Origin of the sequence: uncultured Peptoniphilus sp., assembly GCF_946998875.1 — a bacterium.
In the GTDB taxonomy this organism is placed as follows: Bacteria; Bacillota; Clostridia; order Tissierellales; family Peptoniphilaceae; genus Peptoniphilus_A.
Genome location: NZ_CAMQAY010000003.1, coordinates 71,137 through 96,168 on the forward strand (window position 1 = coordinate 71,137; position 25,032 = coordinate 96,168).

The window sequence follows — 25,032 nt, forward strand, 5'->3', positions numbered from 1 at the left end:
TTTATCTCAGTATCGTTGCAAATTAGTAAAAACATGTTATAATTAATATGAGGTGATTATATGAGCAATTTTGTTAATTATTTACTTAGACAGTTTTTAATTATTTTATTACCCTTTTTTCCTGTCATACTTGGAAATCTAGGTTTTTCTGATTTTAAAAAATCCTTTAAAAAAGAATACTATATTCTTACATACCTCTGCACTGTTATAGCTTTCATTGTTTTTGTTTTTTGCATTTGTTTATATAATCTTGGAATATATTTATAATTAAAATAAATCAAATAAAGAGTGGGGACACATGGCGTCCTCACTCTTTATTTTTTCTTTATTAAAAGTATAATCGTTAAAAATAAAACGCCAATTAATACAATTGCGCCGCCTGGTTTTAGTCCAATATAAAAGGATGAAACAAGCCCCGTTATTGTAAAGATAAAGCCAAAGATTGATGCAAGAATAGTGGTCTTTAAGTAGCCCAGCTTAAACTGCATGGCTGATGCTACTGGCACTACCATAAGGGATGAAATAATTAAAATCCCAACAGTTCTTGCAGAAACAGAAATTGTAACTGCAATTAAAATCATAAAAATTAAATTTACCCTATCAACATTTACTCCTGATAATCTCGCCGATGACTCGTCAAAGGAAATATACATGAGGTCAGTAAAAAGATAGAAAAATAAAATAAATACCACAAGAGAAACTATTAAGATTAAATAAAAATCAAATTCTGGTATGGCAATTATAGAGCCGAAAAGATATTCTTCAAAGTTGGCACTTGTCTTTACAAAGCCAGAAAAAAGCGATGCAAGACCAATGCCTGTACTCATTAAAATTGCAGAGGAAATTTCTTGGTAACCAGGAAATTTTGTCCTCACATATTCCAAAAATAAAGAGCCGAGAACACACAAGACTAGGGCTCCAAGGACTGGTGAAGTTGAAGTAATTAGTCCAAGCATTACACCAGCAAGGGACACATGGGATAGGGCATCGCCAATTACAGAAATCTTTTTATTGACAACTACAACACCCATGCAAGGTATGATTATTGACAAGAAGGCTCCAACTATTAGAGCTTTTATCATGTATGAATATTGAAAGATTTCCATTATTTCACTTCCCTAATTTTTTCGTCTTTTATCTCAAAAACTTTATTTACATTTTCTTCCACTTCTTCAAGATTGTGGGTGATCATTAAAATTGTAATATTGTGTTCTCTATTGATGTGGCTCAAAAGATGAAATAGTGACTCCTTAGATTCTCTGTCCACACCAGTCATGGGCTCGTCTAAGATTAAAAACTCAGGTGTGGATACAAGGGTCTTGGCAATTAAAACTCTCTGCCTTTGGCCACCAGATAATTCTGTATAAAGTCTATCCTTATATTTTTCCATGCCAACAAGCTTTAGAGCACTTGTAATTTTTTCCCTGTCATAAGATTTTAATTTTCTAAAGCCCTTGTTCTTTGGGTAAAGTGCAAGAGATAATAATTCTGTAACTGTTATTGGAAATTCCAAAGAAGATGGGACTGATAATTGCGGCACATAGCCGATGTCCTTTAATCCATTTTTTGTATAAAAAGAAACAGTGCCGGTAAGTGGTTTAAGTTGATTTAAAATCAGCTTAACTAAAGTCGACTTTCCAGCACCGTTAGAACCTATAAGGGCGATATAGTCGCCCCTATAGACATCAAAATTTATATCATCTAAAACTAATTCATCGCTGTATTTAAAGCTTAGATTTTTGATTTCTAACAATTTTTCCTTCACTATTTTAAAGCACCTACTAAATTTTCTAAATTTTCTTCCATGATGCTAAAATAATCCTCATTATTTTTTATTTGTTCTTCGCTTAATCCTTCAATTGGTGAAAGGACTTTCACAAGGCATCCCGTTTCATCGGCAATAATTTTTGAAACCTTTGGATCAATTAACTCTTCTGTGAAAATAGTTGTGATTTTATTTTCTTTTACATAGTTAATTATCTCAGCCATTTTCTTTGCATCTGGTTCAGTTTCTGCATTCACACCCTTAATTCCAAGTTGATTTAGTCCGTAGTCCTTACATAGGTAGCCGTAAGCTTCGTGGCTAACTACAATAGTCTTATTTGGAAGAGCGCTTAATTTTTCAGAATATTTTGCATCAAGTTCATCTAACATTTTAGCATATTTTTGGTAATTTGACTCATAATAATCTGCATTTTCTTTGTCAAGTTCAGCTAAAGCATTTTTTATATTTTCCATTTCAATTTTTGCATTCTTTGGTGAAATCCAAACATGGGGATCCATAGGTCCATGGTGGTGACCTTCATGTTCATGATCCTCTGCATGATCTTCGTGTTTGTGATTATTTTCAGCTGCTTCATGATTGTGATTTTCTTCAGTTGCTTCATGGTCATGATCTTCATCTTCATGATCATGACTTGACTTAATGAGTTCTACGCCCTCAGATGCTTCAACTACTTTTAGATTTTTATTTGATAGAGAATCAATGACCTTATCAGTCCAATCTTCAAGACCTGCACCATTATAGATAAATAAATCTGCATTTTCTAGATTTTTAATTGTCTTAGTATCTGGTTCCCATCCATGAGGTTCTGTTCCTTGTGGCATTACCATCTCAACATCTATTTTGTCGCCAGCAATTTTTTTTGCAAAGTCATACATTGGATAAACTGATGCATAAACCTTTAGCCCTTCCTTATTTTCTGTATCTTTTGCAGCATCCTTTGTTTCTGCACTCTTAGAGCATCCTGAGAATAAAACTATTCCCGCCAATAAAAATAATATTTTCTTAATATTTTTCATTTTTCTTTTTTCCTCCTAAACAATAATGATTTCCATTAATTATTATAACAAAATTTTTTTATTTTTAAAGTAATTTTTTAAATTAAATAAATTTTGTTATAATACTTATAAGATTGAAAGCAGGTGAATTTTTGAAAAATTTTGAAGATATATTAAAGAAAAATAATTTAAAGGTAACTAAGGGAAGGCTTGCCCTTTTAGATCTTCTATATAATTCTCATGTACCAATGAATACAGAAGAAATTTTTGAAGCTGTGGACAAAAAATCTCTTCCTAGCTTCACTTCCCTTTACAGGATGCTAAATGAACTTACTGATAAAAATATTTTGAAGAAAAATTTGTATCACAATGGACTTTATTATTTTGAATTTGCAAATATGGGCCACAGACACTACATAGTTTGTGACAAGTGCGGCAAAATTTCTGCCATAGAAAATTGTCCAATTTCAGATTTTGAAAAAATTGCTGAAGAAGAAACTGGCTACACTGTGACAAATCATATAGTTGAACTTCGTGGCATCTGTCCCGACTGTCAAAAAAATAAATAAACCGCATTGTGGAATACTATTCACATGGCAAAATAATTCTTTACTTTTTCCATGACAGAGTTATAATATATAAGTAAAATGAAGATTTATTTTAAATACTAAACTTATATTTTGACAAATAAAAGAGGCTTCTGTACACCCCGCAGAAGCCTCTTTTATTTATATATTTTGTTTTCAAATTTAAATTAATGTTGTTACAAATCCACCAAGAATAATTAGTGGAACTCCAAAGAAACAAATTTGTGGAATACAAGTATCCTTGATGTGCTCATGTTGTCCGTCAACTGAAAGACCAGATGTAGGCCCTAAAGTTGTATCTGATGCTGGTGAACCTGCATCACCACAAGCTGCTGCTACAGTTACAAGTAAAATAGTAGCTGGTATTGAATATCCAAGACTTGATGCAATTGGCACATAAATTGCTGAAATAATAGGAACTGTACCAAAGGATGTTCCTATTCCAAGAGTAATCATAAGTCCTAAAAGAATCATTACATAAGATGCTACAAGTTTTGAGCCACCTAAGAAGTTAGTTGCCACTTGAACTAAATCGTCAACTGCTCCACACTCTTTAACTACTTCTGCATATCCTGCTGCCAATAACATTACAAAGGCAATAAAGCCCATCATCTTAATACCACCGTCAAGCATTTTTTGCATGTCAGACCACTTAACTACACCAGTTACAACTACAAATATTAGTCCAATTAAGGCTCCAAGTGGAAGTGATTCTGTTAGTATTTGAACAACAACTGTTATTACTCCTGATAATAGAACAATTACATGTTTCTTTTCCAATTTTTCTGGCACTTCAATTATTTTACCTTCAACACTTTTAGTGTCATATTCCTTATCCTTCATAAAGAATATTAAACCAGCACATAGACCTAAAAACATTATAAGCGCAACTATCCAGTTAGTTCCTGTTACATCCTTATCTGTAATAGTAAGTCCTGATCTTGCAAAGGAATCGATAATCAAGCCGTGAAATATTGCACCATAACCAATAGGTAGGGCAATATAAGGTGCCTTGAGTCCAAATCCAAAGGAAACAGAAAGCATCTTTCTATTCATTTTCATTTTGTTAGTGATGGCAAGAAGTGGTGGTATCAAAATTGGTATAAAAGCTATGTGAATTGGTATAACAGTTTCTGCAGCAATTGCAATTACTATTATGATTGCACATAATAAAATTTTATTATCTTTAACTAGTGAGCCAATTTTTTTTGCCATTATGGCTGCGGCACCAGTTTCTTCCATACAATAGGCAAGAGAACCAAGAAGAATATAGCTAAGAGCTGTCTCAGCGTTACCTCCCATTCCTCCTATTAAAACTTTCATTGTCTCAGTAATCCCAAGTCCTGAGATAAGTCCTGCAGATATACCTGAAATCATCAGTGCAAAAAATACAGGGACTTTTGCTAAACATAAGGCTGCCAAAATTATTACTGACAACACAACTGCATTTGTAAAAATCATTTTTTCCCCTTTTCTTTATTAATTTCATTTACCTCTTTTATACATTTTAATCTAAAATTTATATAAAAAAAAGACCTTTCTTAAATAAGAAAAATCTTTTCTATAATAAATATTAATTTAGCTATGATATAAAGTTAAAATTTTATGACAGCTAATTAGTTGTCTAAGCACTTTCTACGAGCATTTATTTTTATATTTATTCTTTTAATCTATAGACTCGCTTTCATCTTTAACTTCAGCTTGACTTTCTTTTTCATCATACTCTTTTAAGATGTCCATAAATTCTTCTCCAGTAATTGTCTCTTGACGAAGAAGATATTCTGCAATGGCATGAAGAGCCCTGATGTTTTCTTTTAAAATTTTTCTTGCCTTGTCATGGGCATCGTCAATAATTTTTTGAACTGCCTCGTCTATTTCATATTGAGTTTGTGGAGAACATTGTAGAGATGTGTCTCCTCCAAGGTAGGCATTGGTCATAGATTCTAGTGCCACAAAGCCAAATTCATCTGTCATGCCAAATCTTGTAACCATAGCCTTGGCAATTTTTGTAGCCTTTTCAATGTCATTTGATGCGCCACTTGTCCTGATGTTAAAAATTAATTCTTCAGCTGACCTTCCACCAGTTAGAGTTACAATGCTATTTATGGCATCTTCCTTAGTCATAAGGAATTTTTCTTCCTCATCAACTTGCATAGTGTAGCCAAGAGCACCTGAAGTTCTTGGAATAATTGTAATCTTGTGAACTGGAGCAGAATCCTTTTGCTTTGCAGCAACTAGGGCGTGACCAACTTCGTGGTAGGCAATTATTCTCTTTTCCTTTGGAGAAATAACTGCATTTTTCTTTTCATAACCTGCAAGTACAACTTCTACAGATTCTTCCAAGTCTCTTTCACTCATTTTGTCTCTGCCTTCACGAACTGCGCGAAGGGCTGCCTCATTTATCATATTTGCAAGGTCAGCACCTGATGCACCTGCCGTTGCACGAGCAATTTTTTCAAAATCAATTGCCTCTTCTTTTTTTATGTCCTTAGCATGAACTTTTAAAATTGCAGTTCTTCCACTTAAGTCTGGAAGCTCAACTGGTATTCTCCTGTCAAATCTACCTGGTCTTAAAAGAGCAGGGTCAAGGGAATCTGGTCTATTTGTAGCTGCGAGAATTACAACTCCAGCCTTGGCATCAAAACCGTCCATCTCTGAAAGTAGTTGGTTAAGAGTTTGCTCTCTTTCATCGTTTCCAGAAATTCCAGAGCCATCTCTTCTCTTTCCAATTGTGTCGATTTCGTCAATAAAAATTATACATGGAGCCTTTTCCACTGCTTGCTTAAATAAGTCTCTAACCTTAGCAGCACCAAGACCTACAAACATTTCCACAAAGGCTGAGCCTGAAATTGAAAAGAAGGGTACTTCGGCTTCACTTGCCACAGCCTTGGCAAGAAGAGTCTTACCAGTTCCTGGAGGACCAACTAATAGTGCCCCCTTTGGTAGTTTGGCACCAATTTCTGTGTACTTCTTCGGATTGTGCAAAAAGTCTACAAGTTCTGACAAAGCTTCCTTTGCCTCATCTTGTCCCGCTACATTTTCAAATTTAATTCCATCAGTGGATTCAACATAAATCTTTGCCCCACTTTTGCCAAGACTCATGGGACCAACATCGCCCATTCTCTTGAAAATAAATTTTGATAAGAATAGCCAAAAGGCAATAAAAATTGCAAAAGTAGCAAGAGTTGAAATTATAAAGGAAAGCACTGGATTCATTTCAGGCTTATAAACTTGAGCAGACTTTACATTTTTATTTACTAACCTGTCAACTAAGTCAGGGTCGTACATCCTAAAAGTTTCATACTTAACTTTTTTCCCATCTTTTTCTATTTCAAAGGCAATGGTTCTATCTCGAACCTCTGCCTTTTTAACTTCGCCTCTGTTGACAAGATTTACAAAGGAAACATAGTCAATTTCTTTTATGTCCTTTTCCTTGTTAAGCCTTGGCACAAAAACTATGGCGACTAGGTAAAAAATTACTATCGCCAAAATTACATAGAGAATTGTGGGAACATATTTATTAAAATTATTTTTGTTGTTAGACAAAATTTTCCCCTTTCTAAAGTTTTTTAAAGAAAAAATTTGGGACCAAGTCCCAAAATTAATCTAGCCTTCTTCTATTTTCCATGGCTGTCTGAATGGTGATCTCGTCGTAAAACTCAAGATCTCCTCCAACTGGCAAGCCGTATCCTATTCTTGAAACTGTAATATCAAAGTCCTTTAAAATATTTTTTATATAAGTAGCAGTTGCATCGCCATCAACAGTGGGATTAGTTGCAACTATTACTTCCTTAATATTTTCTTTTTTCACTCTGTCAATTAGTTCTTTTACTCTTACATCTTCTGGCGATTTGCCCTTTAATGGCGAAATTACACCGTGAAGAACATGGTATTTTCCGTGAAAACTGTTAGACCTTTCCATGGCGTCTACATCCTTGGGGCTTTCTACTACGCAAATAATAGAGTCGTCCCTTGTCTTATTAGAACAAATATGGCATGGGTCGCTGTCAGCATAATTCATGCAAATGGAACACTGAACTGTATTTCTCTTTGCAGCAATTATGGCATCACTTAAACTTATAACTTCCGAATCATCAAGACCTATGATGTGATAGGCAAGCCTTTGAGCTGTTTTAGAACCAATCCCAGGAAGTCTATTTAATTTTTTTATTAAATCTTCAATAGGACCAATCTCTTTGTTCATCTTATAGCCCCGGAATATTTAATCCGCCAGTAAATTTGCCCATTTGAGAATTCATTTTGCTTTCAGCACTTCTCATAGCTTCGTTTACTGCAGCCACGATTAAATCTTCAAGCATTTCAACATCATCAGGATCAACTGCATCTTTATCAAGTTTAATAGAAATAAGTTCCTTATTTCCATTTACAGTTGCACAAACTACTCCGCCACCAGAAGTTGCAGAAATTTCTTCATTTGCCAAATTTTCTTGCATTTCTTCCATTTGTTTTTGAAGCTTTTCAATTTGCTTCATCATATTATTTCTTCCGCCTCCACCAGGGAAGCCGTTAAATCCACCTCTAGCCATATTTCCTCCTAAATTTCTTCTATATTATTTTTTCCAAAAATTTCTTCTAACTTGTCCGCTCCAGTTTTTTGTAATTTAAACCTAACATCAATATCCTTGCCATAAATAGACTTAAATAGGTCTGGCAAAATATTTTTTCTCTCAGGCTCTGAGCAGTAATTATAGTAAAATTCATACCCCTCTTGAAAAACTACTTCTAAAATATTGTCGTGAAACTTTTCTAGTTTAGCAAAGGTCAAAAATCCTCCAAAGCCAGCATAACTTTTAGATTTAAGTTCTGCTAGAATTTTTTGCCAATCGCCATTTATTTTTTCAAGAGAAAGTGGAACTTCTCCAACTTGATTAACTTCACCATTATCCTCTATTATAGCAGATAGATTTGATTTTTCAATTGACTGGTCCTCTGCCCCATCCCTTAAAATATCATGGTCAGAATTTTTTTGTACTTCTTTTTTATCAATAGTCTTATCAATATTTTTATCTATATCATTTGTTTTCTCTTTTTCTTGAAAAACTTCTTCATACTTAAAATTATTTGGAAGCCCCTTATTTTCAAGACCATTTAACTTGTCTTCCAAGGCCTTAAGTCTTAGAGCCACATCGTCTTTTACAAGTCTCTTGCAAATTTTTATTGCATTCATTTCGAAGACCACGCGCTTATTGTCTGCATATTTTATTTCAACAGCAAGATTTTTTAAAATGTCAATAATAATAAGCAGGTCTTCTAGATCAGTTTTTCCAGCCATTTCTTGAAACTCGCTTAAGTGAGATGTGTAGATTATTTTTTTCGGGTCCTTTAAAGTTTTTACCAATAAAAAATCTCTAAAGTGATTTAAAATTTGTGAAGAAAGAGTGTTAAAGTCCACGCCCTCTTTATAAATTCCATCAATGGCAAAAAGTGCCCCACCTACATCTTTTTCCACAAGTGCCTTTGAAAGATTAAATAAAAGTTCTGATGAAGAAATTCCAAGGACTTCCATGGCATCTTCTAATTTGATGTGATCCTTACTCTTTGTAATAAGTTGGTCCAAAACTGAAAGGGCATCTCTCATTGCGCCATCAGAAGACTTGGCAATAAGGGTAAAGACCTCCTCGTCACAGGTTTTTCCCTCAAGCTCTGTAATTTTTTTTAAATTTTCTGTAATTTCTTCTATAGAAATTCTCTTAAAGTTATATTTTTGAGATCTAGATAAAATTGTGGCAGGGATTTTTTGTATCTCAGTTGTTGCAAGTATAAATATTAAATGTCTTGGCGGCTCTTCCAAAATTTTTAAGAGGGCATTAAAGGCTCCCTTGGAGAGCATATGAACCTCGTCGATTATGTAGACCTTGTACTTTAATGATTGAGGCGGATAAATTACTTTTTCCTTTAACTCTCTTATATCGTCAACACCGTTGTTACTTGCAGCATCCATTTCCACTACATCTAAAACTGATTCACTTAAAATCGCCTTGCAATTTTCGCACTCATTGCAGGGATTGCCATCAACTGGATGAAGACAATTAACTGCACGGGACAAAATTTTTGCAGCAGAAGTTTTTCCCGTTCCCCTAGTTCCTTGAAATATATAGGCGTGACTAATTTCGCCATTTTTTACTTGATTCTTTAATGAAGTTGTAACTGCTTCTTGACCACAAATCTCGTCAAAAGTTTTTGGCCTGTATTTTCTATATAATGCTTTGTACATTTTCTCACCTAAAATAATTATACATGAAAAAAATTTTTATTAAATTAAATTTAAGCATTTAGAGACAATTTTTCTATTTCCAAAATCTTTAACATCTTCTTCACATAATTTTCACATGGCAAGTATATTATGTAGACAAATCAAAGAAACAATGTGTTTCAAATAGGAGGATTTATTAAAATGAAAAATTTAAAGAAAATAGCAAGCGTTGGAATGATTTCTGTATTAATGTTAGGTATGGTAGCATGCCAAGGCGCTAACAAAAAAGCTGAAGAAGCTGCTAACGCTAAAAACCAAGCAGTAGAAGAACAAGCTGAAGCTAACAAAGCTAAAGTTGAAGCTAACGCTAAAGAAGCTGAAGCTAATGTAAAAGCTGAAGAAGAAAAAGCTAAAGAAGAAGTAAACGCTAAAGCTGAAAACGCTAAAACTGAAGAAGCTACTAACCAAGCTAACGCTGAAAAAGAAGCAAAATAATTTAGCTTAAATTTTTAAAGGAAGCCTTTCGAGGCTTCTTTTTTTACATAATTTTACAATTAAATATATTTTTTCACTGGTAAAAGTCTTTTGTAATTCTTTAATTTACTATATAAAAGATTTGTCCACTAGTAAAAATATGTTATAATATTTTAATAGAAATAATGAAAGAGGGTGCTAAATTGTTTTGTCCAAAATGTGGAAATCCTGTCTCTAAGGATGACAACTTTTGTGCTTCCTGTGGTCACAACTTAAAGGATGTTAAAATAAAAATTACATATAAGAGAGATGACAAAAAAGAAGACACTACTAAGGTAAAAAAAGTTTCTGAACACACTAGAGTCTTTAATCCAAAGTCTCTTGATGCCATTGACACCACTGATGAGCTCAAAAATATTATTGCTGAAGTAGACAGAAAAATTTCCAAAAATATTGAAGACTACCAAAAGGGCAATGTCCAAAGAAAATCACCTGAGAAGGAAAAGTTAATAAAAAAATCTCCTGCAAAGGATATTGATATAGAGAAAAAATCTAAGCTTTCTGAAAAGAAATTTGATCCTATTGAAGCAGAAAAAGCCGACAAAGAATTTTTAGCTGCCAATAAAGACTCAAAGTCTGATTCAGGCATGAGTCAAAAAGAACTCATTAGAAGAGTTCAAGAGGAGCTTAAAAAATCAAAATTTAAAGAAAAAGAAAAAACTTCTTCTCCTGCAAAAGAAGAAAAATCTTCACAATCTAGTATCTCTAAGGATAATTCTTTTGAAAGTTCTTATGGTTTAGATAATATAAAAATTGAAAATCCTAAGAAATTTTCTTTAAAGGAAAAATGGAAAAATTTTATAAATGAGGAAGACGATGAATTTTCTATTTTCTCAAGCATAAAAGACGACAGCAAGAAAAAAGAAGACACGAGAAATTTAGAGATTAGCAAATCTCTTGAAGATTCAGAAAAAACTTTTGAGAACACTCTTTCCACTCCAAAGATTGATATTGAAAATGCCATAAAAAAATCTGAAGAGGAAAAAAAGAAAAAAGAAGAAGCTGAAGATGTAAAAAAATCAAAAGAAATTATTTCTGACAAAAAGGATCATGATAAAATTAAAGCTTCTAACGAAGAAAAAACTTCCGTGGATTCAAAACCTTTAGAATTAATAGAGCCCCTAGAAAAAGAGGCAGAAACTCCTCTTAAAGAGAAAAAATCTAAAAATCTCAAGGCACTATTTTCCTTTAAGGACAAGGGAGAAAAACCTGTCAAAGAGATAAAAGCTGTGGATTCAAAAGTTGACAAGGTTATTGAAGAAGACTTATCCAAAAAAGTAAGTCATGTAGAAACAAAAATTTCACAAAAATCCATGAAGGGTCTCGACAAAGTCTTAGACTCTTTAAATAAAATCACTAACAAGATTTCAAATTACATTGGCGACTTTGGCTCAAAGGAAAGTAAAATTGTAATTGGAATAGGCGCTTTATTAAATGCCATTGCACTTTTAATTGGCAGCGGATCTTTTAGGTTTATTTTAATTTTATTTTTAATTCTTAAAATGGTCTTTGACTATTTTGAATTTTATGTACCACTTAATATTGCAACTGACAGAGACGACATAGACACATCTTATCCTGAAGTGAAAAAATTCGCCCTTATAAACTGGATAATTTGTAAGGTATTTTTGTTCCTCGGATTTTTAATTTCACCCTTCGGTGGCTTCTTAAAATACAACATGTTGCAAGCCTTGACAGCAATGCCTCTTGCAACTTTGATTTTAGTTATCTTGTCTCTACTTATTGCAATCACTCTTTACAGTAGAGAATTTATTGGAAGATCAAAAATTAATTTCATTGGCTGGTACGCCATTGCCTTTACACTTTTTGAACTCCTATTTAAGATGATTTGGTTCATAATTAACTTTATTTTCGTAACACTTTTTTAAGATATTGTATATTATTAATTAATAATGGATATATTATTCATAAGTAAACCTTTTTCTTAATGTTGTTTAAATAGGAGGTTATAACTTGAAGTTAAAAAAATTTAACTTAAAAACTTCATTAGTTTTTGTATGTGTATTATGTACAAATCTTGTTTTTGCAAAGTGTGATAATTCTGTAATTTTCCTAGATCCTGAAAACAGGTAATTTGAAGTATCTATTGATGAATTAAATAATGGTATAACCAATTTCTTTAAATAATTAAACTATGAAATTTTTTAGAAAAATAATTTTTAGATATAAATTAGAAAAGAAAATGCGAAAAGAATGCAAAGAAAAAGGATTTATTATGGGTAGTTGCTGGTATGATGACGAAGATGGCAAGCGAGTTATTTTTTCTTACACTTGTGAGGAAAGTCTAATAAAAGCTAGAATACAAGATTTATATTTAAAAATTCATGAACTACTTGCAAAAATAATATTAATGATTAGAAAACAAAAAGGAGAACAGTAAACTCAAACTGCTCTCCTTTTTTCATGCGAATTTTTAAAATTAATAAAAACTTTTATAATCTGTCTCAAAATATTTTTTTAAATCACTTGGCTTATAAAGACCCTTGTCTGTCACAAAGCCTGTAATAAGTTCTGGAGGCGTTATGTCAAAGGAAGGATAAATTGCCTTTACTCCCCTTGCTGTGTGGTCTCCCAATACAAGTGAAGGGTCACGAAGCTCAATTACTATATCGTCTTTACCTTTCTTTTCACCATCTGGCATGCCTGTTACATAAAAGGGCACCTTAAATTCTCGAGCCAAAATAGCAATTTGATGGGTGCCAACTTTATTTGCCACATGACCATCCAGAGTAATTGTGTCCGATGCCGATGTAAATAAGTCTATGCCAATATTTTCCATGATGTAGGCAACCATATTGTCTGTTATGACTGTGGTGTCAAAACCCATTTGGCTTATGCATGTTGCAGTGAGCCTTGCCCCTTGATAGTAGGGTCTAGTTTCGGCGCAGTAGAATTTTACATTCTTCCCTTGCTCTTTTAAAGTCCTAGTCATTGTGCCAATAATTGTCTCTGCAAAACATTGAGTCAAAACTTTTCCACCATCAGGTATCAAATCGCAGAGATATTTTGCAACTTCATTCATGGCGCTGTATCTTCTGTTTAAAGAATTTATAGATTCTTGGAAGAGAGCCTCCACTATGTCTTCTCCCTTTTCCATTGCCCTTTTGGCAGCTTCTATAGACCCTCTAGTGACTTTTTTTAGCCTTGTAGATGTAGTTGGTCTTGCAGTAGAAATTGTCTCTGCTGCATCTTCTAAGAAGTTTAATAAATCTTCTCCCTTTAAATTTCTCGCCTCGTAGGCTGCAAGTGCCATGCCCATTCCTGCTGCTGTGTAGGGTCCTGCTGACTGTGTCACCATATCCTTAATAGCTCTTGCAACTTCCTTGTGAGTCCTACATATTTCAAAGCGTATTTCCTTGGGATAGACTCTTCTATCTAAAATCCTAACTTCTCCATCTTCATACCAAGCCACATTTTCATATCTTAGCATAAAGGGCATATCATAATCTTGTCTCTTCATTTATTCCAACTCTCCAATTATTTTCACAATTAAATTTTTTAATTTTGGCGAAACTTCTCTTGCCACATCTTCAACTTCGCTTCCGTCCATATTTTCTATTCGATCAGATGAATAATTTGTGGCAACTGAGAAGGCAAGGACCTTTATGCCGCAGTGACCAGCCGTCAAAGTTTCTGTAATAGTTGACATGCCAACTAAGTCGCCACCAAGACTTCTTATGGCTCTTATTTCTGATGGCGATTCAAAAAATGGTCCCACAGTGAAGAAGTAAACTCCTTCCTTTAATTCAATCCCCTCTTGGAGGGCAAATTTTTTTGCAAGGCTGCGAAGTTTCTCGTCATATAAATTGTCAATGGGATAAAATCTTTCTCCAAATTCTGACAAATTGTTGCCCCTTGTAGGACTAAGGCCAGCAAAATTTATATGGTCTCTAATTAGGCAAATATCTCCTGGATAAAAATTATAATTCACAGCTCCAGCTGCATTTGTAAGAATTAAATTTTTCACCCCAAGGAGTTTTAAAACATAAACTGGCATGGCAAGTTCGTCAAAGTCGTAGCCTTCATAGTAGTGAAATCTTTTGGTCATGCATATAACATACTTTCCAGATAATTTTCCAAAAATAAATTTCCCCTCACTATTATTAGTTGTGGAAACCAAAAAATTTGGCACATCTCTGTAGTCAATTTCTAGCTTATCTTCCATTTCATCTAAAAGATTTTCAAGGCCTGTGCCGAGAATTATGGCAAGCTCAGGTCTTATTTTTATCTTGTCTAAAATATAGTCTGCACTTTTTTTATAAGTATCAAAAATTTTTTTCTTTAACATAGTACCTCTCCATTTATCTTTAGTCTAACACAGCATAATCAATTGTCAATTGCAGGTAAGATGTGATAAATTATATTTGAGGTGCGACATGAATTACAGAAAAATTTTAGTAGAATATGGAAAAAAACTTTTAGATAAAAAATTAGTGGCAGGCACTAGCGGCAATTTAAGCCTTAGGGGTCAAGACGATGAAATTTACATAACGCCAAGTGGCATGGACTACTTAGAAATCAAAGAAGATGACATTGTAAAAATAAATTTTAAGGGTGAAAGATTAGAGGGCGACAAAAAACCTTCCTCAGAGTGGATGATGCACGCGGAAATTTATAAAAATTATCCAAAATACAATGCCATAGTCCACACTCATTCAAGTTTTGCCACAGCCTTTGCAGTTTCACGAAAAAAGATTCCCCTAATTTTAATTGAGATGGAACCCTTTTTAGGTGGCGAAATTGAAGTAGCTCCCTTTGAACCTTCAGGTTCTCTTGAACTTGCAAGGTCTATCCTTCCCTATTTGAAAAAATCAAACTCCTGCTTACTTTCTAATCATGGAGTAGTATCTTGCGGCAAGGACATGGAGTCTGCCTTTTTATCAGCAGAATATGTGGAAGACGCAGCAAAAATTTACTATTACTCCTTAAATATAGGCGAGCCAAAAATAATTTCAAAATAAATTTAAAAATAACGCAAAAAAAAGACAGTCCCCCTGTCTTTTTTCTCTTTACCTATAAATTTTTAACACTAAAATTTTTTACCTTAACATTAAATAAAATTTAAATAGCCTTTATGTGACAAGATCCCATTACACTTATGGCTGCTGCTTTCTTTTCCTCTGTAAGTCCCTCTGTCAAATCCTTGTAGAGGTAAATATTTTTTTCTGGCAAAAATCCCTTTACCAATAAGGCATTTGAAACCACGCAAATATCTGTCACAAGTCCCAAGAAATAAATACTATCTATGCCCTCTTTTTCATCTAAACTTTTTAGATACTCTCCAAGTTCGATTGATGCAAAAGTATTTTTTTCAAATATTTTTGCCCTATCAAAACTTTTTGTTTCCTTTAACTTATCTGCAATTTCGTGACCCCATGTCCCCTTTATGCAGTGTTCAATGGGAAGATTCTCTCCTTCCTTTGTCTTTAAATAGTCTTCATAATGGGTATCCAAGGTGTAAATTATTTCCCCCTTAAATTCCTCTACCTTTTCCACAACTTTATCTAAAAGTTTTTCTGTCTTTTTTCCCTTTAGAGAGCCACTTATAAAATCATTTTGCATGTCAATTACAACTAATGCGTCCATGTCCTCACTCCTTTATCCTATGATACAACAAGTTTTACATATTTTAAAGTTCACTGTATAATATTTTGGGGTGAATTATGAAATACAACAGTGTTTTAAAAGCAGAATTTTTATATAGAAAAAATAGATTTATCGCTCTTTGCAAGAAGGGTTTCTTGACTCTTACTGTCTATGTGCCAAACACTGGCAGATGCAAGGAAATTTTAACAGAAGGTGCCACAGTTTTTCTTACCTACAACGACAATCCCAATAGAAAGACTTCCTACACCCTCATTGCCGTCATGAAGGGCGATAAAATAATAAATATTGACTCGCAAGCTCCCAACGAGGTAGCTTACCAGGCATTTTTGCAAAATAAAATTAACCTTGGCTTTAAGTACAATAAAATTAAAAGAGAATACTCTCATGGCGATTCCCGCTTTGATTTTTATTTAGAAGGTGAAGGCAAAAGGGCTCTCTTAGAAGTCAAGGGCGTGACTCTTGAAAATAAGGGCATCGTCGCCTTTCCCGATGCGCCAACTACAAGGGGACTTAAGCATATAAATGGTCTCATTGAAGCTAGTGGCGAATACTTAACTTACATCCTCTTTGTAATTCAAATGAAGGGCGTAAAATTTTTCACACCAAATTACCTGACAGATAAAAATTTTTCACAGGGACTTATAAGGGCAAGAAAGGCTGGAGTTAATATTCTCGCCTACGACTGCCTAGTAACGAGAAATTCAATGGAAATATCAGAAAAAGTGCCTGTAGTTTTGGAGGAAAGATGGAATTTAGACTTGCAAAAGAATTAGATAGAGAAAAAATCGAAAAAATTTATGAAGATGGCTCTCTTAAATTAAAATCGCTGGGCATAGACCAGTGGCAGGGTGCTGACAAGCCAAATTTAAATAATTTTAAAGATCTTATTGAAAACAGAAATATTTATGTCTTAGAAGACCAGGGAAAAGTAGTGTCCACTGTAATAATTTACGACCATGATGAGGACTATGAAAATAATTTAGCTGGAGAATGGAAAAGTCCAAAGCCCTATGTGGCTCTTCACAGGATTGGAAGCCTTGCAAGTGAGAGAAAAAAGGGCTATGGCAGAAAAATTATTGAATTTGCAGAAGCCTATGCAAGGGAAAATAATTTTAAATCAGTTCGCATTGACACCCACAGAAAAAATAAGTCCATGCAAAATCTTTTAAATACACTTGGCTATACTTATGTGGGACTAGTTTATCTTGGCGGCAAAAGTGAAAGATTTGCCTATGAAAAAGTATTGTGAGGTTAATATGTTTAAAGATAGAGAAGACAAGAGGTTTATAAAAATTTTTAAGGAGGGCTCTCTTACTGAGTCCATACAAATTCTATTAGACACTGAGACGGGAGTTAACTATATACACCTAAATGCAGGCTACGGAATCAGCCTCACTCCCCTTTTAGACTCTGATGGAAAAGTTGTCGTTTCAAGTCAAAGAGAAATACAAAATTATATTGAAAGAAATTAAAAAAAAGCCACAGCTTACTAAAAATCTTAAAGTAAACTGTGGTTTTTATTTAAATTAAAAGTGGCAAGAAAACTGTAGCAAGTCCTAAGAAGATAAAAAAACCAAATACATCTGTAAAAGTTGTGAGAAAAATTGATGAGGCTATGGCTGGGTCTATTTTTATCTTATCCAAGATAAGTGGAATGAGAAAGCCCATGGAGCAGGCAATTATCATGTTGGCAATCATGGCTAAGAATAAAATAAATCCTAAATAGATATTGTGATGCCAAAATACAAAAACTCCAGCTGCCAAAATTCCTATAATGGCTCCTTCAAAAAGTCCCAAAAATATTTCCTTAAAGATGAGTTTGTAATCTTCCTTTAAAGACAACTCACCTCGAGCAAGTGATGTAAGTATAATTGAAAGAGTTTGTGAGCCTGCGTTGCCGCCCATCCCCGTTACAATTGGCATGGCTGCAGATAGGACGACTACCTGTGAAATTGTGGACTCAAAGCCCTTTACAACAGATGATGCCAAAAAGGCTGTCAGTAAATTTACAATTAACCAGGGAATCCTGCTCTTAAAGGAGTCCAGCCAAGTTGAGTCGTAGACTTCGTCTGCATTAACACCGTGCATCTGCAAAATATCTTCGTTGTGCTCTTGATCGATTATGGCGATAATGTCTTCTGATGTAATAACGCCGAGGATTGCCATGTTGCTGTTAACTACTGGCAAAATGTCTAGCTCGTACTTGCTAAACAAGTTTGCCGCAACTTCTTGGTCGTCAGTGCCATATACATAAAAGTCAACCTCTTTTAAAATATCTTGAAGAGGAGTCTTGGCGTTGGCAACTAAGAGATCCCTTATTGTCACAATGCCTTGCAGTCTGTGATAATCGTCTGTGACAAAAATTTCGTCAATAATTTCTGTCTCAGGTGAAATTGCCCTAAGTTTTTTTATGGCTTCTTCTGCCGTCAAGTTTGCCTTAAGTGCAATAAAATTTGTGGTCATGATACCGCCGGCAGACTCTTCATCAAAGGAAAGTATCATCTTCAAGGTGTTTTTCTCAGCACTTTTCATTGAGGACAAAATTGCCTTTCTCCTAACAGTAGAAAGAACTCCCAAAAGGTCGGCAACTATTGAAGTTTCCATGTGAGCAAAAATTTCTATTAGATCATCATCAGTAAAAAATGCCATCATCCTAGCGCTGAGATCATCTTCTGCCGATTCAAAGAGAAGTGCCATGTTGTCATGGCTCACTAGGCTGACAAAAGTTTCCAGGTCCTCATCTTCTAAATCCTCTGCTTCAAGTGCAATATCTACAGGGTGATACTCATCAAAGAGACTGTTTAAGAGCATGTCATCTTTTATTTTTATAATTTTTCTTATCTCTTCATTTAAATCCATTTTAATCACCTGCCAAAGTTTCTAAATCTGTTACAAAAGAAGAAATTTCATTTTTCATTCCATTTGTGTATCGGGAGTACATTAAATATAATTCATTTTTTGCCCTAGTCATGGCAACATAAAAGAGTCTTCTCTCTTCACAAAAAAGTTCTTCATCTTCTCTTATGGCTTCAAGACTTGCAGTAGATGGCAAAGTCCCCTCATATAAGTCTACAACAAAAACTCGGGAAAACTCAAGCCCCTTGGCAGAATGAATAGTTGAAAAAGTTAAATTTGCCTTATTAGTTCTTGGCTTTAAGAGGTCGTACTCCAATTCCTTTAACCTGCCAATAAATAAATCCAGAGACTCTGTGCTCTTTGCAATTAACTTTAAATAGTAGAGGTATTCGTTTAAAGTCGCCTCTGTTTCCATGAATCTCTTAGCATTTTCTCTTAAATATTTGCCATAACCCATTTCCTTGTCAATATAATTAATGGCATCGTAGACATTAGATCTGGCAATTTTTTTAAAGCCAACTAATAACTTGTTAATATTTTTGTGGTAGTAAGATGGAAGTCCTGGATAGTCCTTTAAAATATTAAAAATATTTTTGCCCCTATTTCTCTTCATATAGTCGATATGCTTTTTGGAAATGTAGCCATCTAATTTAAAGTAAAATTTTTCATAGAGGTCAATATCGGAAAGGTCACGTGAAAAATTTAAAATATCTAAAATATCGCGAGTTATAAAGTGAGAAAAGAACTTAGTCTTTTTGTCCTTTATATTAAAATCATAATTTTTTCTCTCAAAATACTCCACAAGTCCAATGCTGGATAGATTGTTTCTGTATAAAACACAAAGGTCCCCTGCCTCCTTTTGAAGCTCCCTTTCGATAAAGGCATACTGGTCCTTAGGCTCCTTGACCTTAATAATATTAACAGGTTTAGCAAAGGGATTGTCTGTGACAACAGTTTTTTCGAAGCGATTTTCATTTTGGGCAATAAAAATATTTGCAATGTTTACAATATTTTTTGTAGAACGAAAATTTTCTTCCATGTAAAAAGTCGCAATGTCCTCATAATCTTTTTGCAGCTTAAAAAGTTCTTCAGTGCTAGCGCCCCTAAAGCCGTAAATGGACTGGTCGTCGTCGGCAACAACAAATAAATTGTTGACAGGCTTAGCCAAAAGTTTTAAAACTTGAAACTGACTCCTACTTGTGTCTTGTCCTTCGTCAAGCTGGATAAATTTAAACCTGTCTCTATATTTTTTTCTTATAGATGCATCACTTTTTAAAATCTCATAAGCTAGATTTATCATGTCGTCAAAATCAATTAAATTTTTGTCCTTTTTATACTTTTCATAGGTCTCATAAAACTTTACGAAGTTGTCAGTGTCGCATCTTTTTGTCTTTGCAAAAGAAGATGGACTGAGCATCATATTTTTGCAGTAGCCAACTTCAGAAATTGCCGTTTCAATTCGCTCTTCAGTGGGATAAGTTTTGTTGACATCTCTATAAATATCTCTTAAAATTTCATATTTTTTCTTTAAATTTGAATCAATGAGGCTAAGGGACTTGCCAGATTTTTTAGAGTAGTCGCGAACTATGGAATAACAAAAGGCGTGAATAGTAGAAAAGACAGCATTTTTATCCTCAAACATTAAATTGTAACGCATCTTAATGTCCACAGCTTGCGCCTTGGAAAAAGTAATAGTAAGAATGCTCTTTGGGTCCACTCCCCTATCTATTAATCTCTTAGTCCTATGTAAAATCATAGTTGTCTTGCCTGCACCAGGAACAGCAAGAACTATTGCAGGTCCTTTGAAATGTTCCACAGCTTTTAATTGACTAGATGTTAATTTCACTTTATCCCTCCCACTCTAGTGTAAACTATTTCATAAATATTTTAAATCTATTTTTTTAACCCTGCCATTGTGATATAATTTAAATATAAACTGGTTTAGGGGGTATAACTATGTTAATGACAAATTTCTTGCAAAAAAGAAAGTCTGTCAGAAATTTTAAAACGGACACAGTTCCAAGAGATGCCTTGGAAAATATAAAATTACTTATGGAAGAATTGGGAACTAATGAAAGCGGCATAAGTTTTTCTCTTTATGAAAACGGAAAAATTGTAGCTGAAGGTCTAAGAGGCAAGGCAGGCTATGCAGGAGTCATGATAGAAGCTCCACACTACATTGCACTAGACATTGACGGAGACAAACCACTTAACATATTAAAGGGTGGCTACTGCCTAGAAAAATTAAACACAAAAATTGTTGACCTTGACATAGACACTTGTTGGATCACAGTTGATAGCGTTGATGCAGATACAAAAAGAGCCATCTTCGGAGAAAATGGCACAGGCATAGATTATTTAATTGCCCTTGGTTATGGACAAAAGAAAAAATTATTTGACCCAGAAGTTACAAGTTCAAGACTTAGCGTTGAAGAAATTGTTTTCGCAGATACAATTGGAAATCCTATTTCCATAGAAACATTAGAAAACTATGGCGTCTTTGATGTATTTTCATCAGTAAGATATGCACCAAGTCACAAAAATTTCCAACCTTGGAGATTTGTCCTTAAGGGAGCAGAAGTTGATGCCTATATGGTAAAATCTGATGAAGACAACAGATCGCTTATCGACATGGGCGTAATCTTATTCTACATGGAAGAAATGCTAAAGACTATTGGTATAAATAAAAAATGGACAATCGACTTAAAGGATGCAGGTAAATATTATTACATTGGTTCCTTTACACTATAAAATTTAAACATTAAAAAGAAGCTCATTCCTTTAGAGCTTCTTTTTTTCTGTATTCACTTGGACTTAGACCTGTAAATTTTTTAAAGGACCTTGTAAAATTTGATGGGCTTGTGACACCAAGTTCCATAGAAATTTCCGTTATGTTTTTTTCTGTCTTCATCAAAATTTCTTCTGCCTTCATCATCCTTAAATTGTTGAGGTACTTTATAGGAGTGTACTGAAATTTTCTGATGAATTTATTATTTAAGTTTGACTTAGAAATCTTAAATTTCTTTGTAAGCAAATCTAAAGTTATATCCTTGTCTAAATTCTCTTTAATAAACTCTTCAATTAAAATAATTTCCTCGCTTCTTTCTTCCTTTTGATAAGATTTTCTTATTTCTGAAGTTTTTTCTCTCGTGATATCGTAAATTAAATCCAGAGCCTTTATAGAAATCCCCAAGACGTCTTCACTTTTTAGGACTTGGATAAGTTCATTGGCCCTTTGAATTAGTCTTTCATTTTTATAGACAAAACCCATATCCTTTATTGAATTTATTTTTCTCAAAAATTCCACTAGGATTTTACCGGAAAAAGAATCCTTATCTATTTCGTTTTCAAAAATCAAAAAATTAAAAGCTTGAACCCTGTCCTTGGTTGTATAAGATTCCCGTGCATAGGGAAGTGCCTTGCCAATAAAAATTTCTCTCGTTATTAAAATTTTTGTATCGTTAATATAAGTAAAGTAATTACCTTCATAGCAATAAGAAATCCTATAACCCTTATTTCCCTTACTCTCAGAAGCTTTCACTTGATACTTTTCTCTTAAGTCAATATACATCAGCATAAGTCCTGGAAAAAGTTTATAATTTTTCATTTTATTTTTAGGATGGCTTATTCCTTGATACTCTATAAAATCATCATTATCATCGACAACCTCAAAGTCCCAGGAAGCTAAATAATTAGTATTTTTCATTTACAAACTCCACTATATTTTCTTTCGAACTTTTTCTAAATCCAACACACGATTGCAAATTAAACTTGCAAATTCAAAATCATGGGTAGATATAAAAATAATTTTATCTTTTGAATGTGACTTTAATAATTCTACAGTTTTAAGCATATTTTTATAATCAAGCCCACTTGTAGGTTCATCTAAAATAAAAATGTCTTTGTTACACAATAGTCCACAAACTATGGCAAGTCTTTGCTTTTGTCCCCCAGACAAAGTGTTAGGGTGACTATTTTTATAATTATATAAGTCAAAATCATTTAGCAGTTCATTAATCAAACCATCTTTTACGTTCTTTATTCCTAGTTTACATTCAGCAAAGACACTCTCAGCAAATAATTGATAATTAACGTCTTGCATAACCATATAAGATATTTGTTTTCTTGCTTTTTCATCAATTTTTTTAGATTTTAAAATAAACTCACCCTTATAATCAGTATAAAGTCCACAAAGAGTTCTTAAAAAAGTAGTTTTCCCTATGCCGTTAGATCCTAAAACAGCAATAATATCACCCTTGTTTGCAGAAAAACTAAGTCTATCTATAAGGCATGTATCTTTCCTATAAATTGAAACATTATTCACCTGTAAATAAGACTTATCTATAATTGATGATTTTTCTTTTATATTTAAACTAGGTTTGTTTCTTGTTCTTAAACCCATAGTCTTAATTTCATCTTCAGATAAACTTAAAAAATCTTTATTGGAAAAAATTTTATCAATTTTCCCATTCTTCATATAAATAATTCTATCAACTAAATCCATTATATAATAGATTCTGTGCTCAGATATAATAACTGTTTTACCACTCTCCTTCAACATGGATAAGTGTTTTTTTAATATATCAATGGTCGGTATATCCAAATTAGAAGAAGGCTCATCAAGTAAATAAATATCTGGATTTGTTGCATAAACTGATGCAAAAGCAATTTTTTGTTTCTCTCCTCCAGATAAATGAAAAATATTTCTATTTTTTAGTTTATTTATTTCTAATTTATTGCAGGTTTCATCTAATTTCTCTTCTAAAATTTTTCTTTCTACTCCTTGGTTTTCTAGTGCGAATACAATTTCACTATTTGTATCCACATTAAAGAATTGGGTTCTAGGATTTTGAAAAACACTTCCGACATTTTTTGAAAGTTCAAACATTTGACAGTTAGATAATAATTTATCATTTATTTTTACATCACCATTTAAATCTCCTTCATAATAATATGGTATCAACTTATTTATAAGTCTTGTAATAGAGGTTTTGCCAGATCCAGAAGAACCACATATTAAAATAAACTCTCCTTTTTTTATTTCTAGATTTATATTATCTAGGCTAATATCCTTAGTGTTTCTATATTTGAAACAAACTTCATTTAACTTAATCATAAGAATACCTCAAATATATTGTAAATGCAGTAATTATTACTCCAATTATTAGAGATAAATAATCTAAAATTCCAAAATTAATTCTTATAATTGAAGTTCGTTTATTTGGTGATTCAATTCCCCTTGTGATAGAAGCTATAGTTAATTCATCTGCGGCTTTTGACGCCATAATTATCATAGGAGAATAAATGCATTCTACGGTTAAAGAAGGGTTTTTTATAAATCCAAAAAAGGATGGAGAAATCCCTCTAAGCCCCATTGAATCTTTTATATATAGCCAATCTTCTTTTATAGTTGGTATATACCTAAGCATTACTGCTAGTGGGATAGAAATTTTTTTAGAAACACCAACATAATCCATAGCAGATAAAAACTCCCCTACTTTCGTTGTACTAAGTATTATCATAGAGAGCATACATACCGGATAAATTTTATTAACTAAACCCAAAAATGGCATAAATATGCTTCTAAAAGTATTACTTCCATATCTTACAGTTAAAATACTAAGAAAATATACTAATAGATATATTAATATCCCAGTAAAAGCAATTTTGATTTTTCTATTTATAAGACTAAAAATAGCAATTAATGCTACAAAAGCTAATTCGTATTCTATTGAGGGCAATATACTAGATATAATTATGCACAAAAATAGTAAAACTATTTTTGTGCATGGATTAATATGTGTATTCAATTCTCCTGAAATCATATAATACCCGCCTTTTCAAATTGCTTTTTTAAAAGTTTAGAACCTATAAAAGCACTAAATAAAGCAACTAAAAAAGTTCCAATTACAATAACATAAATCATCCAATCAGCAGCTGCTGCATTCATAGACTCTATATATGTTATATCTGTCCCCTTTTCTATCATTGCATTTGACCAAGACTTAGGATCCATGAAATATACAACAAAAGTCCCTATATCTCCAAGTGCAAATACTCCAAAAGAAAGGATGTTAATTTTTTTACTTTTATATGCCTTGCTTCCTGCTATAAATTCAGCAATTATACCCATAACTAAAGTTCCAAGACCCATAGCCCAATGCATGCCAGTTGCAAATCTCAAAATACAAATTATTATTGCCAAAATAGCAATCGTTCCTCTTTTAGCCACTTTCGAGATCAGAAACATAAATATTATTCCTGACAAAAGAGCACTACCCATTGGCTGATAAAAGGTTAATACAGGATTCATTCCAAAAGGCATTCCCCCAATCATATTAAATATAAAATAGAGAGCTGTGAAAACCCCTATAGTAATCAAATCCTTTGTTTTTAGACCATTCATATTATTTTTATTCATTTTATCTCCTC

General features: G+C 33.2%; 26 protein-coding genes. 9 read left to right on the top strand and 17 right to left on the bottom strand.

Annotated elements, in window-relative coordinates:
* Nucleotides 1-314 precede the first annotated feature (314 nt).
* The 3 genes from Q0U74_RS02295 to Q0U74_RS02305 are packed head-to-tail and all read right to left on the bottom strand — an operon-like array spanning nt 315 to nt 2,802.
* Nucleotides 315-1,106: a metal ABC transporter permease gene (locus Q0U74_RS02295; protein WP_297392493.1), complete on the bottom strand. Its 792-nt coding sequence runs from the start codon at nt 1,104-1,106 to the stop codon at nt 315-317.
* Entirely contained in the window at nt 1,106-1,765 is a 660-nt protein-coding gene (locus tag Q0U74_RS02300; RefSeq protein ID WP_297392494.1) for a metal ABC transporter ATP-binding protein, read from the bottom strand. Before Q0U74_RS02300 ends, Q0U74_RS02295 begins: the two co-directional genes overlap by 1 nt.
* Complete coding sequence (locus Q0U74_RS02305; RefSeq protein ID WP_297392495.1) at nt 1,765-2,802, bottom strand: metal ABC transporter substrate-binding protein; 1,038 nt, start codon at nt 2,800-2,802, stop codon at nt 1,765-1,767. Before Q0U74_RS02305 ends, Q0U74_RS02300 begins: the two co-directional genes overlap by 1 nt.
* 131 nt (nt 2,803-2,933) lie before the next feature.
* On the opposite strand from Q0U74_RS02305, the gene Q0U74_RS02310 reads away from it, so the two are divergent.
* The gene (locus Q0U74_RS02310) at nt 2,934-3,350 is read left to right on the top strand and encodes a Fur family transcriptional regulator (protein ID WP_297392496.1); all 417 of its coding nucleotides are present in this window, start codon (nt 2,934-2,936) and stop codon (nt 3,348-3,350) included.
* Nucleotides 3,351-3,530: 180 nt separating this feature from the next.
* Here the strand turns inward: Q0U74_RS02310 and Q0U74_RS02315 are convergent, their stop codons facing one another.
* From Q0U74_RS02315 to dnaX, 5 genes are all read right to left on the bottom strand, one after another.
* Nucleotides 3,531-4,829 carry an SLC13 family permease gene (locus Q0U74_RS02315; protein WP_297392497.1) on the bottom strand — a complete coding sequence of 433 codons (1,299 nt, stop codon included), beginning with the start codon at nt 4,827-4,829 and terminating at the stop codon, nt 3,531-3,533.
* Between the two features lie 204 nt (nt 4,830-5,033).
* A complete protein-coding gene (gene ftsH, locus Q0U74_RS02320; protein ID WP_297392498.1) occupies nt 5,034-6,914 on the bottom strand; it encodes an ATP-dependent zinc metalloprotease FtsH in 1,881 nt (626 codons plus the stop codon).
* A gap of 55 nt (nt 6,915-6,969) precedes the next feature.
* Nucleotides 6,970-7,572: a recombination mediator RecR gene (gene recR / locus Q0U74_RS02325; RefSeq protein ID WP_297392499.1), complete on the bottom strand. Its 603-nt coding sequence runs from the start codon at nt 7,570-7,572 to the stop codon at nt 6,970-6,972.
* A gap of 1 nt (nt 7,573) precedes the next feature.
* A complete protein-coding gene (locus Q0U74_RS02330) occupies nt 7,574-7,915 on the bottom strand; it encodes a YbaB/EbfC family nucleoid-associated protein (protein ID WP_297392500.1) in 342 nt (113 codons plus the stop codon).
* Between the two features lie 8 nt (nt 7,916-7,923).
* Nucleotides 7,924-9,603 carry a DNA polymerase III subunit gamma/tau gene (dnaX, locus tag Q0U74_RS02335; protein ID WP_297392501.1) on the bottom strand — a complete coding sequence of 560 codons (1,680 nt, stop codon included), beginning with the start codon at nt 9,601-9,603 and terminating at the stop codon, nt 7,924-7,926.
* Between the two features lie 180 nt (nt 9,604-9,783).
* Between dnaX and Q0U74_RS02340 the strand changes: the two genes are divergently transcribed.
* The 3 genes from Q0U74_RS02340 to Q0U74_RS02350 all read left to right on the top strand — a co-directional run bounded on the left by Q0U74_RS02340 (nt 9,784) and on the right by Q0U74_RS02350 (nt 12,517).
* Nucleotides 9,784-10,077 carry a hypothetical protein gene (locus Q0U74_RS02340; RefSeq protein WP_297392502.1) on the top strand — a complete coding sequence of 98 codons (294 nt, stop codon included), beginning with the start codon at nt 9,784-9,786 and terminating at the stop codon, nt 10,075-10,077.
* 182 nt (nt 10,078-10,259) lie between these two features.
* On the top strand, nt 10,260-12,005 hold the full coding sequence (locus Q0U74_RS02345) for a zinc ribbon domain-containing protein (RefSeq protein ID WP_297392503.1): 1,746 nt from the start codon (nt 10,260-10,262) through the stop codon (nt 12,003-12,005).
* Nucleotides 12,006-12,352: 347 nt separating this feature from the next.
* Entirely contained in the window at nt 12,353-12,517 is a 165-nt protein-coding gene (locus Q0U74_RS02350) for a hypothetical protein (RefSeq protein ID WP_297392504.1), read from the top strand.
* A gap of 39 nt (nt 12,518-12,556) precedes the next feature.
* Here Q0U74_RS02350 and Q0U74_RS02355 read toward each other — a convergent pair whose 3' ends face one another.
* Nucleotides 12,557-13,597, bottom strand: a complete 1,041-nt coding sequence (locus Q0U74_RS02355) for a s-methyl-5-thioribose-1-phosphate isomerase (protein ID WP_297392505.1) — start codon at nt 13,595-13,597, stop codon at nt 12,557-12,559.
* Entirely contained in the window at nt 13,598-14,425 is an 828-nt protein-coding gene (locus tag Q0U74_RS02360; RefSeq protein ID WP_297392506.1) for a purine-nucleoside phosphorylase, read from the bottom strand.
* Nucleotides 14,426-14,513: 88 nt separating this feature from the next.
* Between Q0U74_RS02360 and Q0U74_RS02365 the strand changes: the two genes are divergently transcribed.
* Entirely contained in the window at nt 14,514-15,098 is a 585-nt protein-coding gene (locus Q0U74_RS02365; RefSeq protein ID WP_297392507.1) for a class II aldolase/adducin family protein, read from the top strand.
* Between the two features lie 100 nt (nt 15,099-15,198).
* Here Q0U74_RS02365 and Q0U74_RS02370 read toward each other — a convergent pair whose 3' ends face one another.
* Nucleotides 15,199-15,723 (bottom strand): cysteine hydrolase family protein, encoded by a 525-nt coding sequence (locus Q0U74_RS02370; protein WP_297392508.1) that lies wholly within the window; start codon nt 15,721-15,723, stop codon nt 15,199-15,201.
* A gap of 77 nt (nt 15,724-15,800) precedes the next feature.
* On the opposite strand from Q0U74_RS02370, the gene sfsA reads away from it, so the two are divergent.
* From sfsA to Q0U74_RS02385, 3 genes are read left to right on the top strand one after another with little or no spacing between them, the layout of a single operon-like run.
* Nucleotides 15,801-16,517: a DNA/RNA nuclease SfsA gene (gene sfsA / locus Q0U74_RS02375; RefSeq protein WP_297392509.1), complete on the top strand. Its 717-nt coding sequence runs from the start codon at nt 15,801-15,803 to the stop codon at nt 16,515-16,517.
* The gene (locus Q0U74_RS02380) at nt 16,490-16,993 is read left to right on the top strand and encodes a GNAT family N-acetyltransferase (protein WP_297392510.1); all 504 of its coding nucleotides are present in this window, start codon (nt 16,490-16,492) and stop codon (nt 16,991-16,993) included. Before sfsA ends, Q0U74_RS02380 begins: the two co-directional genes overlap by 28 nt.
* A gap of 7 nt (nt 16,994-17,000) precedes the next feature.
* Nucleotides 17,001-17,216 (top strand): DUF6440 family protein, encoded by a 216-nt coding sequence (locus tag Q0U74_RS02385; RefSeq protein ID WP_297392511.1) that lies wholly within the window; start codon nt 17,001-17,003, stop codon nt 17,214-17,216.
* Between the two features lie 49 nt (nt 17,217-17,265).
* Here the strand turns inward: Q0U74_RS02385 and mgtE are convergent, their stop codons facing one another.
* Entirely contained in the window at nt 17,266-18,603 is a 1,338-nt protein-coding gene (mgtE, locus tag Q0U74_RS02390) for a magnesium transporter (protein ID WP_297392512.1), read from the bottom strand.
* 1 nt (nt 18,604) lies between these two features.
* The gene (locus tag Q0U74_RS02395; protein ID WP_297392513.1) at nt 18,605-20,446 is read right to left on the bottom strand and encodes an ATP-dependent helicase; all 1,842 of its coding nucleotides are present in this window, start codon (nt 20,444-20,446) and stop codon (nt 18,605-18,607) included.
* A gap of 110 nt (nt 20,447-20,556) precedes the next feature.
* Between Q0U74_RS02395 and Q0U74_RS02400 the strand changes: the two genes are divergently transcribed.
* Nucleotides 20,557-21,351: a nitroreductase family protein gene (locus Q0U74_RS02400; protein ID WP_297392514.1), complete on the top strand. Its 795-nt coding sequence runs from the start codon at nt 20,557-20,559 to the stop codon at nt 21,349-21,351.
* A gap of 22 nt (nt 21,352-21,373) precedes the next feature.
* Here the strand turns inward: Q0U74_RS02400 and Q0U74_RS02405 are convergent, their stop codons facing one another.
* The 4 genes from Q0U74_RS02405 to Q0U74_RS02420 are packed head-to-tail and all read right to left on the bottom strand — an operon-like array spanning nt 21,374 to nt 25,021.
* Nucleotides 21,374-22,306, bottom strand: coding sequence for an AraC family transcriptional regulator (locus Q0U74_RS02405; RefSeq protein ID WP_297392515.1), 933 nt, complete (start codon nt 22,304-22,306; stop codon nt 21,374-21,376).
* A 12-nt stretch (nt 22,307-22,318) separates the two neighbouring features.
* A complete protein-coding gene (locus Q0U74_RS02410) occupies nt 22,319-23,716 on the bottom strand; it encodes an ABC transporter ATP-binding protein (protein ID WP_297392516.1) in 1,398 nt (465 codons plus the stop codon).
* Nucleotides 23,709-24,425 carry an energy-coupling factor transporter transmembrane component T gene (locus Q0U74_RS02415; RefSeq protein WP_297392517.1) on the bottom strand — a complete coding sequence of 239 codons (717 nt, stop codon included), beginning with the start codon at nt 24,423-24,425 and terminating at the stop codon, nt 23,709-23,711. The genes Q0U74_RS02410 and Q0U74_RS02415 overlap by 8 nt, the downstream gene beginning before the upstream one ends.
* A complete protein-coding gene (locus Q0U74_RS02420) occupies nt 24,422-25,021 on the bottom strand; it encodes an MptD family putative ECF transporter S component (RefSeq protein WP_288166329.1) in 600 nt (199 codons plus the stop codon). The genes Q0U74_RS02415 and Q0U74_RS02420 overlap by 4 nt, the downstream gene beginning before the upstream one ends.
* Nucleotides 25,022-25,032: the final 11 nt, after the last annotated feature.

What these genes read in the sequence shown, in the direction of transcription:
- Q0U74_RS02340 (WP_297392502.1), top strand. Translation starts at nt 9,784, where the DNA reads ATGAAAAATTTAAAGAAAATAGCAAGCGTTGGAATGATTTCTGTATTA.
- Q0U74_RS02350 (WP_297392504.1), top strand. Translation starts at nt 12,353, where the DNA reads ATGGGTAGTTGCTGGTATGATGACGAAGATGGCAAGCGAGTTATTTTT.
- recR (WP_297392499.1), bottom strand. Translation starts at nt 7,572, where the DNA reads ATGAACAAAGAGATTGGTCCTATTGAAGATTTAATAAAAAAATTAAAT.
- Q0U74_RS02380 (WP_297392510.1), top strand. Translation starts at nt 16,490, where the DNA reads ATGGAATTTAGACTTGCAAAAGAATTAGATAGAGAAAAAATCGAAAAA.
- Q0U74_RS02330 (WP_297392500.1), bottom strand. Translation starts at nt 7,915, where the DNA reads ATGGCTAGAGGTGGATTTAACGGCTTCCCTGGTGGAGGCGGAAGAAAT.
- Q0U74_RS02385 (WP_297392511.1), top strand. Translation starts at nt 17,001, where the DNA reads ATGTTTAAAGATAGAGAAGACAAGAGGTTTATAAAAATTTTTAAGGAG.
- Q0U74_RS02295 (WP_297392493.1), bottom strand. Translation starts at nt 1,106, where the DNA reads ATGGAAATCTTTCAATATTCATACATGATAAAAGCTCTAATAGTTGGA.
- sfsA (WP_297392509.1), top strand. Translation starts at nt 15,801, where the DNA reads ATGAAATACAACAGTGTTTTAAAAGCAGAATTTTTATATAGAAAAAAT.
- Q0U74_RS02360 (WP_297392506.1), bottom strand. Translation starts at nt 14,425, where the DNA reads ATGTTAAAGAAAAAAATTTTTGATACTTATAAAAAAAGTGCAGACTAT.
- Q0U74_RS02420 (WP_288166329.1), bottom strand. Translation starts at nt 25,021, where the DNA reads ATGAATAAAAATAATATGAATGGTCTAAAAACAAAGGATTTGATTACT.
- Q0U74_RS02370 (WP_297392508.1), bottom strand. Translation starts at nt 15,723, where the DNA reads ATGGACGCATTAGTTGTAATTGACATGCAAAATGATTTTATAAGTGGC.
- Q0U74_RS02365 (WP_297392507.1), top strand. Translation starts at nt 14,514, where the DNA reads ATGAATTACAGAAAAATTTTAGTAGAATATGGAAAAAAACTTTTAGAT.
- Q0U74_RS02305 (WP_297392495.1), bottom strand. Translation starts at nt 2,802, where the DNA reads ATGAAAAATATTAAGAAAATATTATTTTTATTGGCGGGAATAGTTTTA.
- dnaX (WP_297392501.1), bottom strand. Translation starts at nt 9,603, where the DNA reads ATGTACAAAGCATTATATAGAAAATACAGGCCAAAAACTTTTGACGAG.
- Q0U74_RS02315 (WP_297392497.1), bottom strand. Translation starts at nt 4,829, where the DNA reads ATGATTTTTACAAATGCAGTTGTGTTGTCAGTAATAATTTTGGCAGCC.
- Q0U74_RS02415 (WP_297392517.1), bottom strand. Translation starts at nt 24,425, where the DNA reads ATGATTTCAGGAGAATTGAATACACATATTAATCCATGCACAAAAATA.
- Q0U74_RS02355 (WP_297392505.1), bottom strand. Translation starts at nt 13,597, where the DNA reads ATGAAGAGACAAGATTATGATATGCCCTTTATGCTAAGATATGAAAAT.
- Q0U74_RS02405 (WP_297392515.1), bottom strand. Translation starts at nt 22,306, where the DNA reads ATGAAAAATACTAATTATTTAGCTTCCTGGGACTTTGAGGTTGTCGAT.
- mgtE (WP_297392512.1), bottom strand. Translation starts at nt 18,603, where the DNA reads ATGGATTTAAATGAAGAGATAAGAAAAATTATAAAAATAAAAGATGAC.
- Q0U74_RS02400 (WP_297392514.1), top strand. Translation starts at nt 20,557, where the DNA reads ATGTTAATGACAAATTTCTTGCAAAAAAGAAAGTCTGTCAGAAATTTT.
- Q0U74_RS02410 (WP_297392516.1), bottom strand. Translation starts at nt 23,716, where the DNA reads ATGATTAAGTTAAATGAAGTTTGTTTCAAATATAGAAACACTAAGGAT.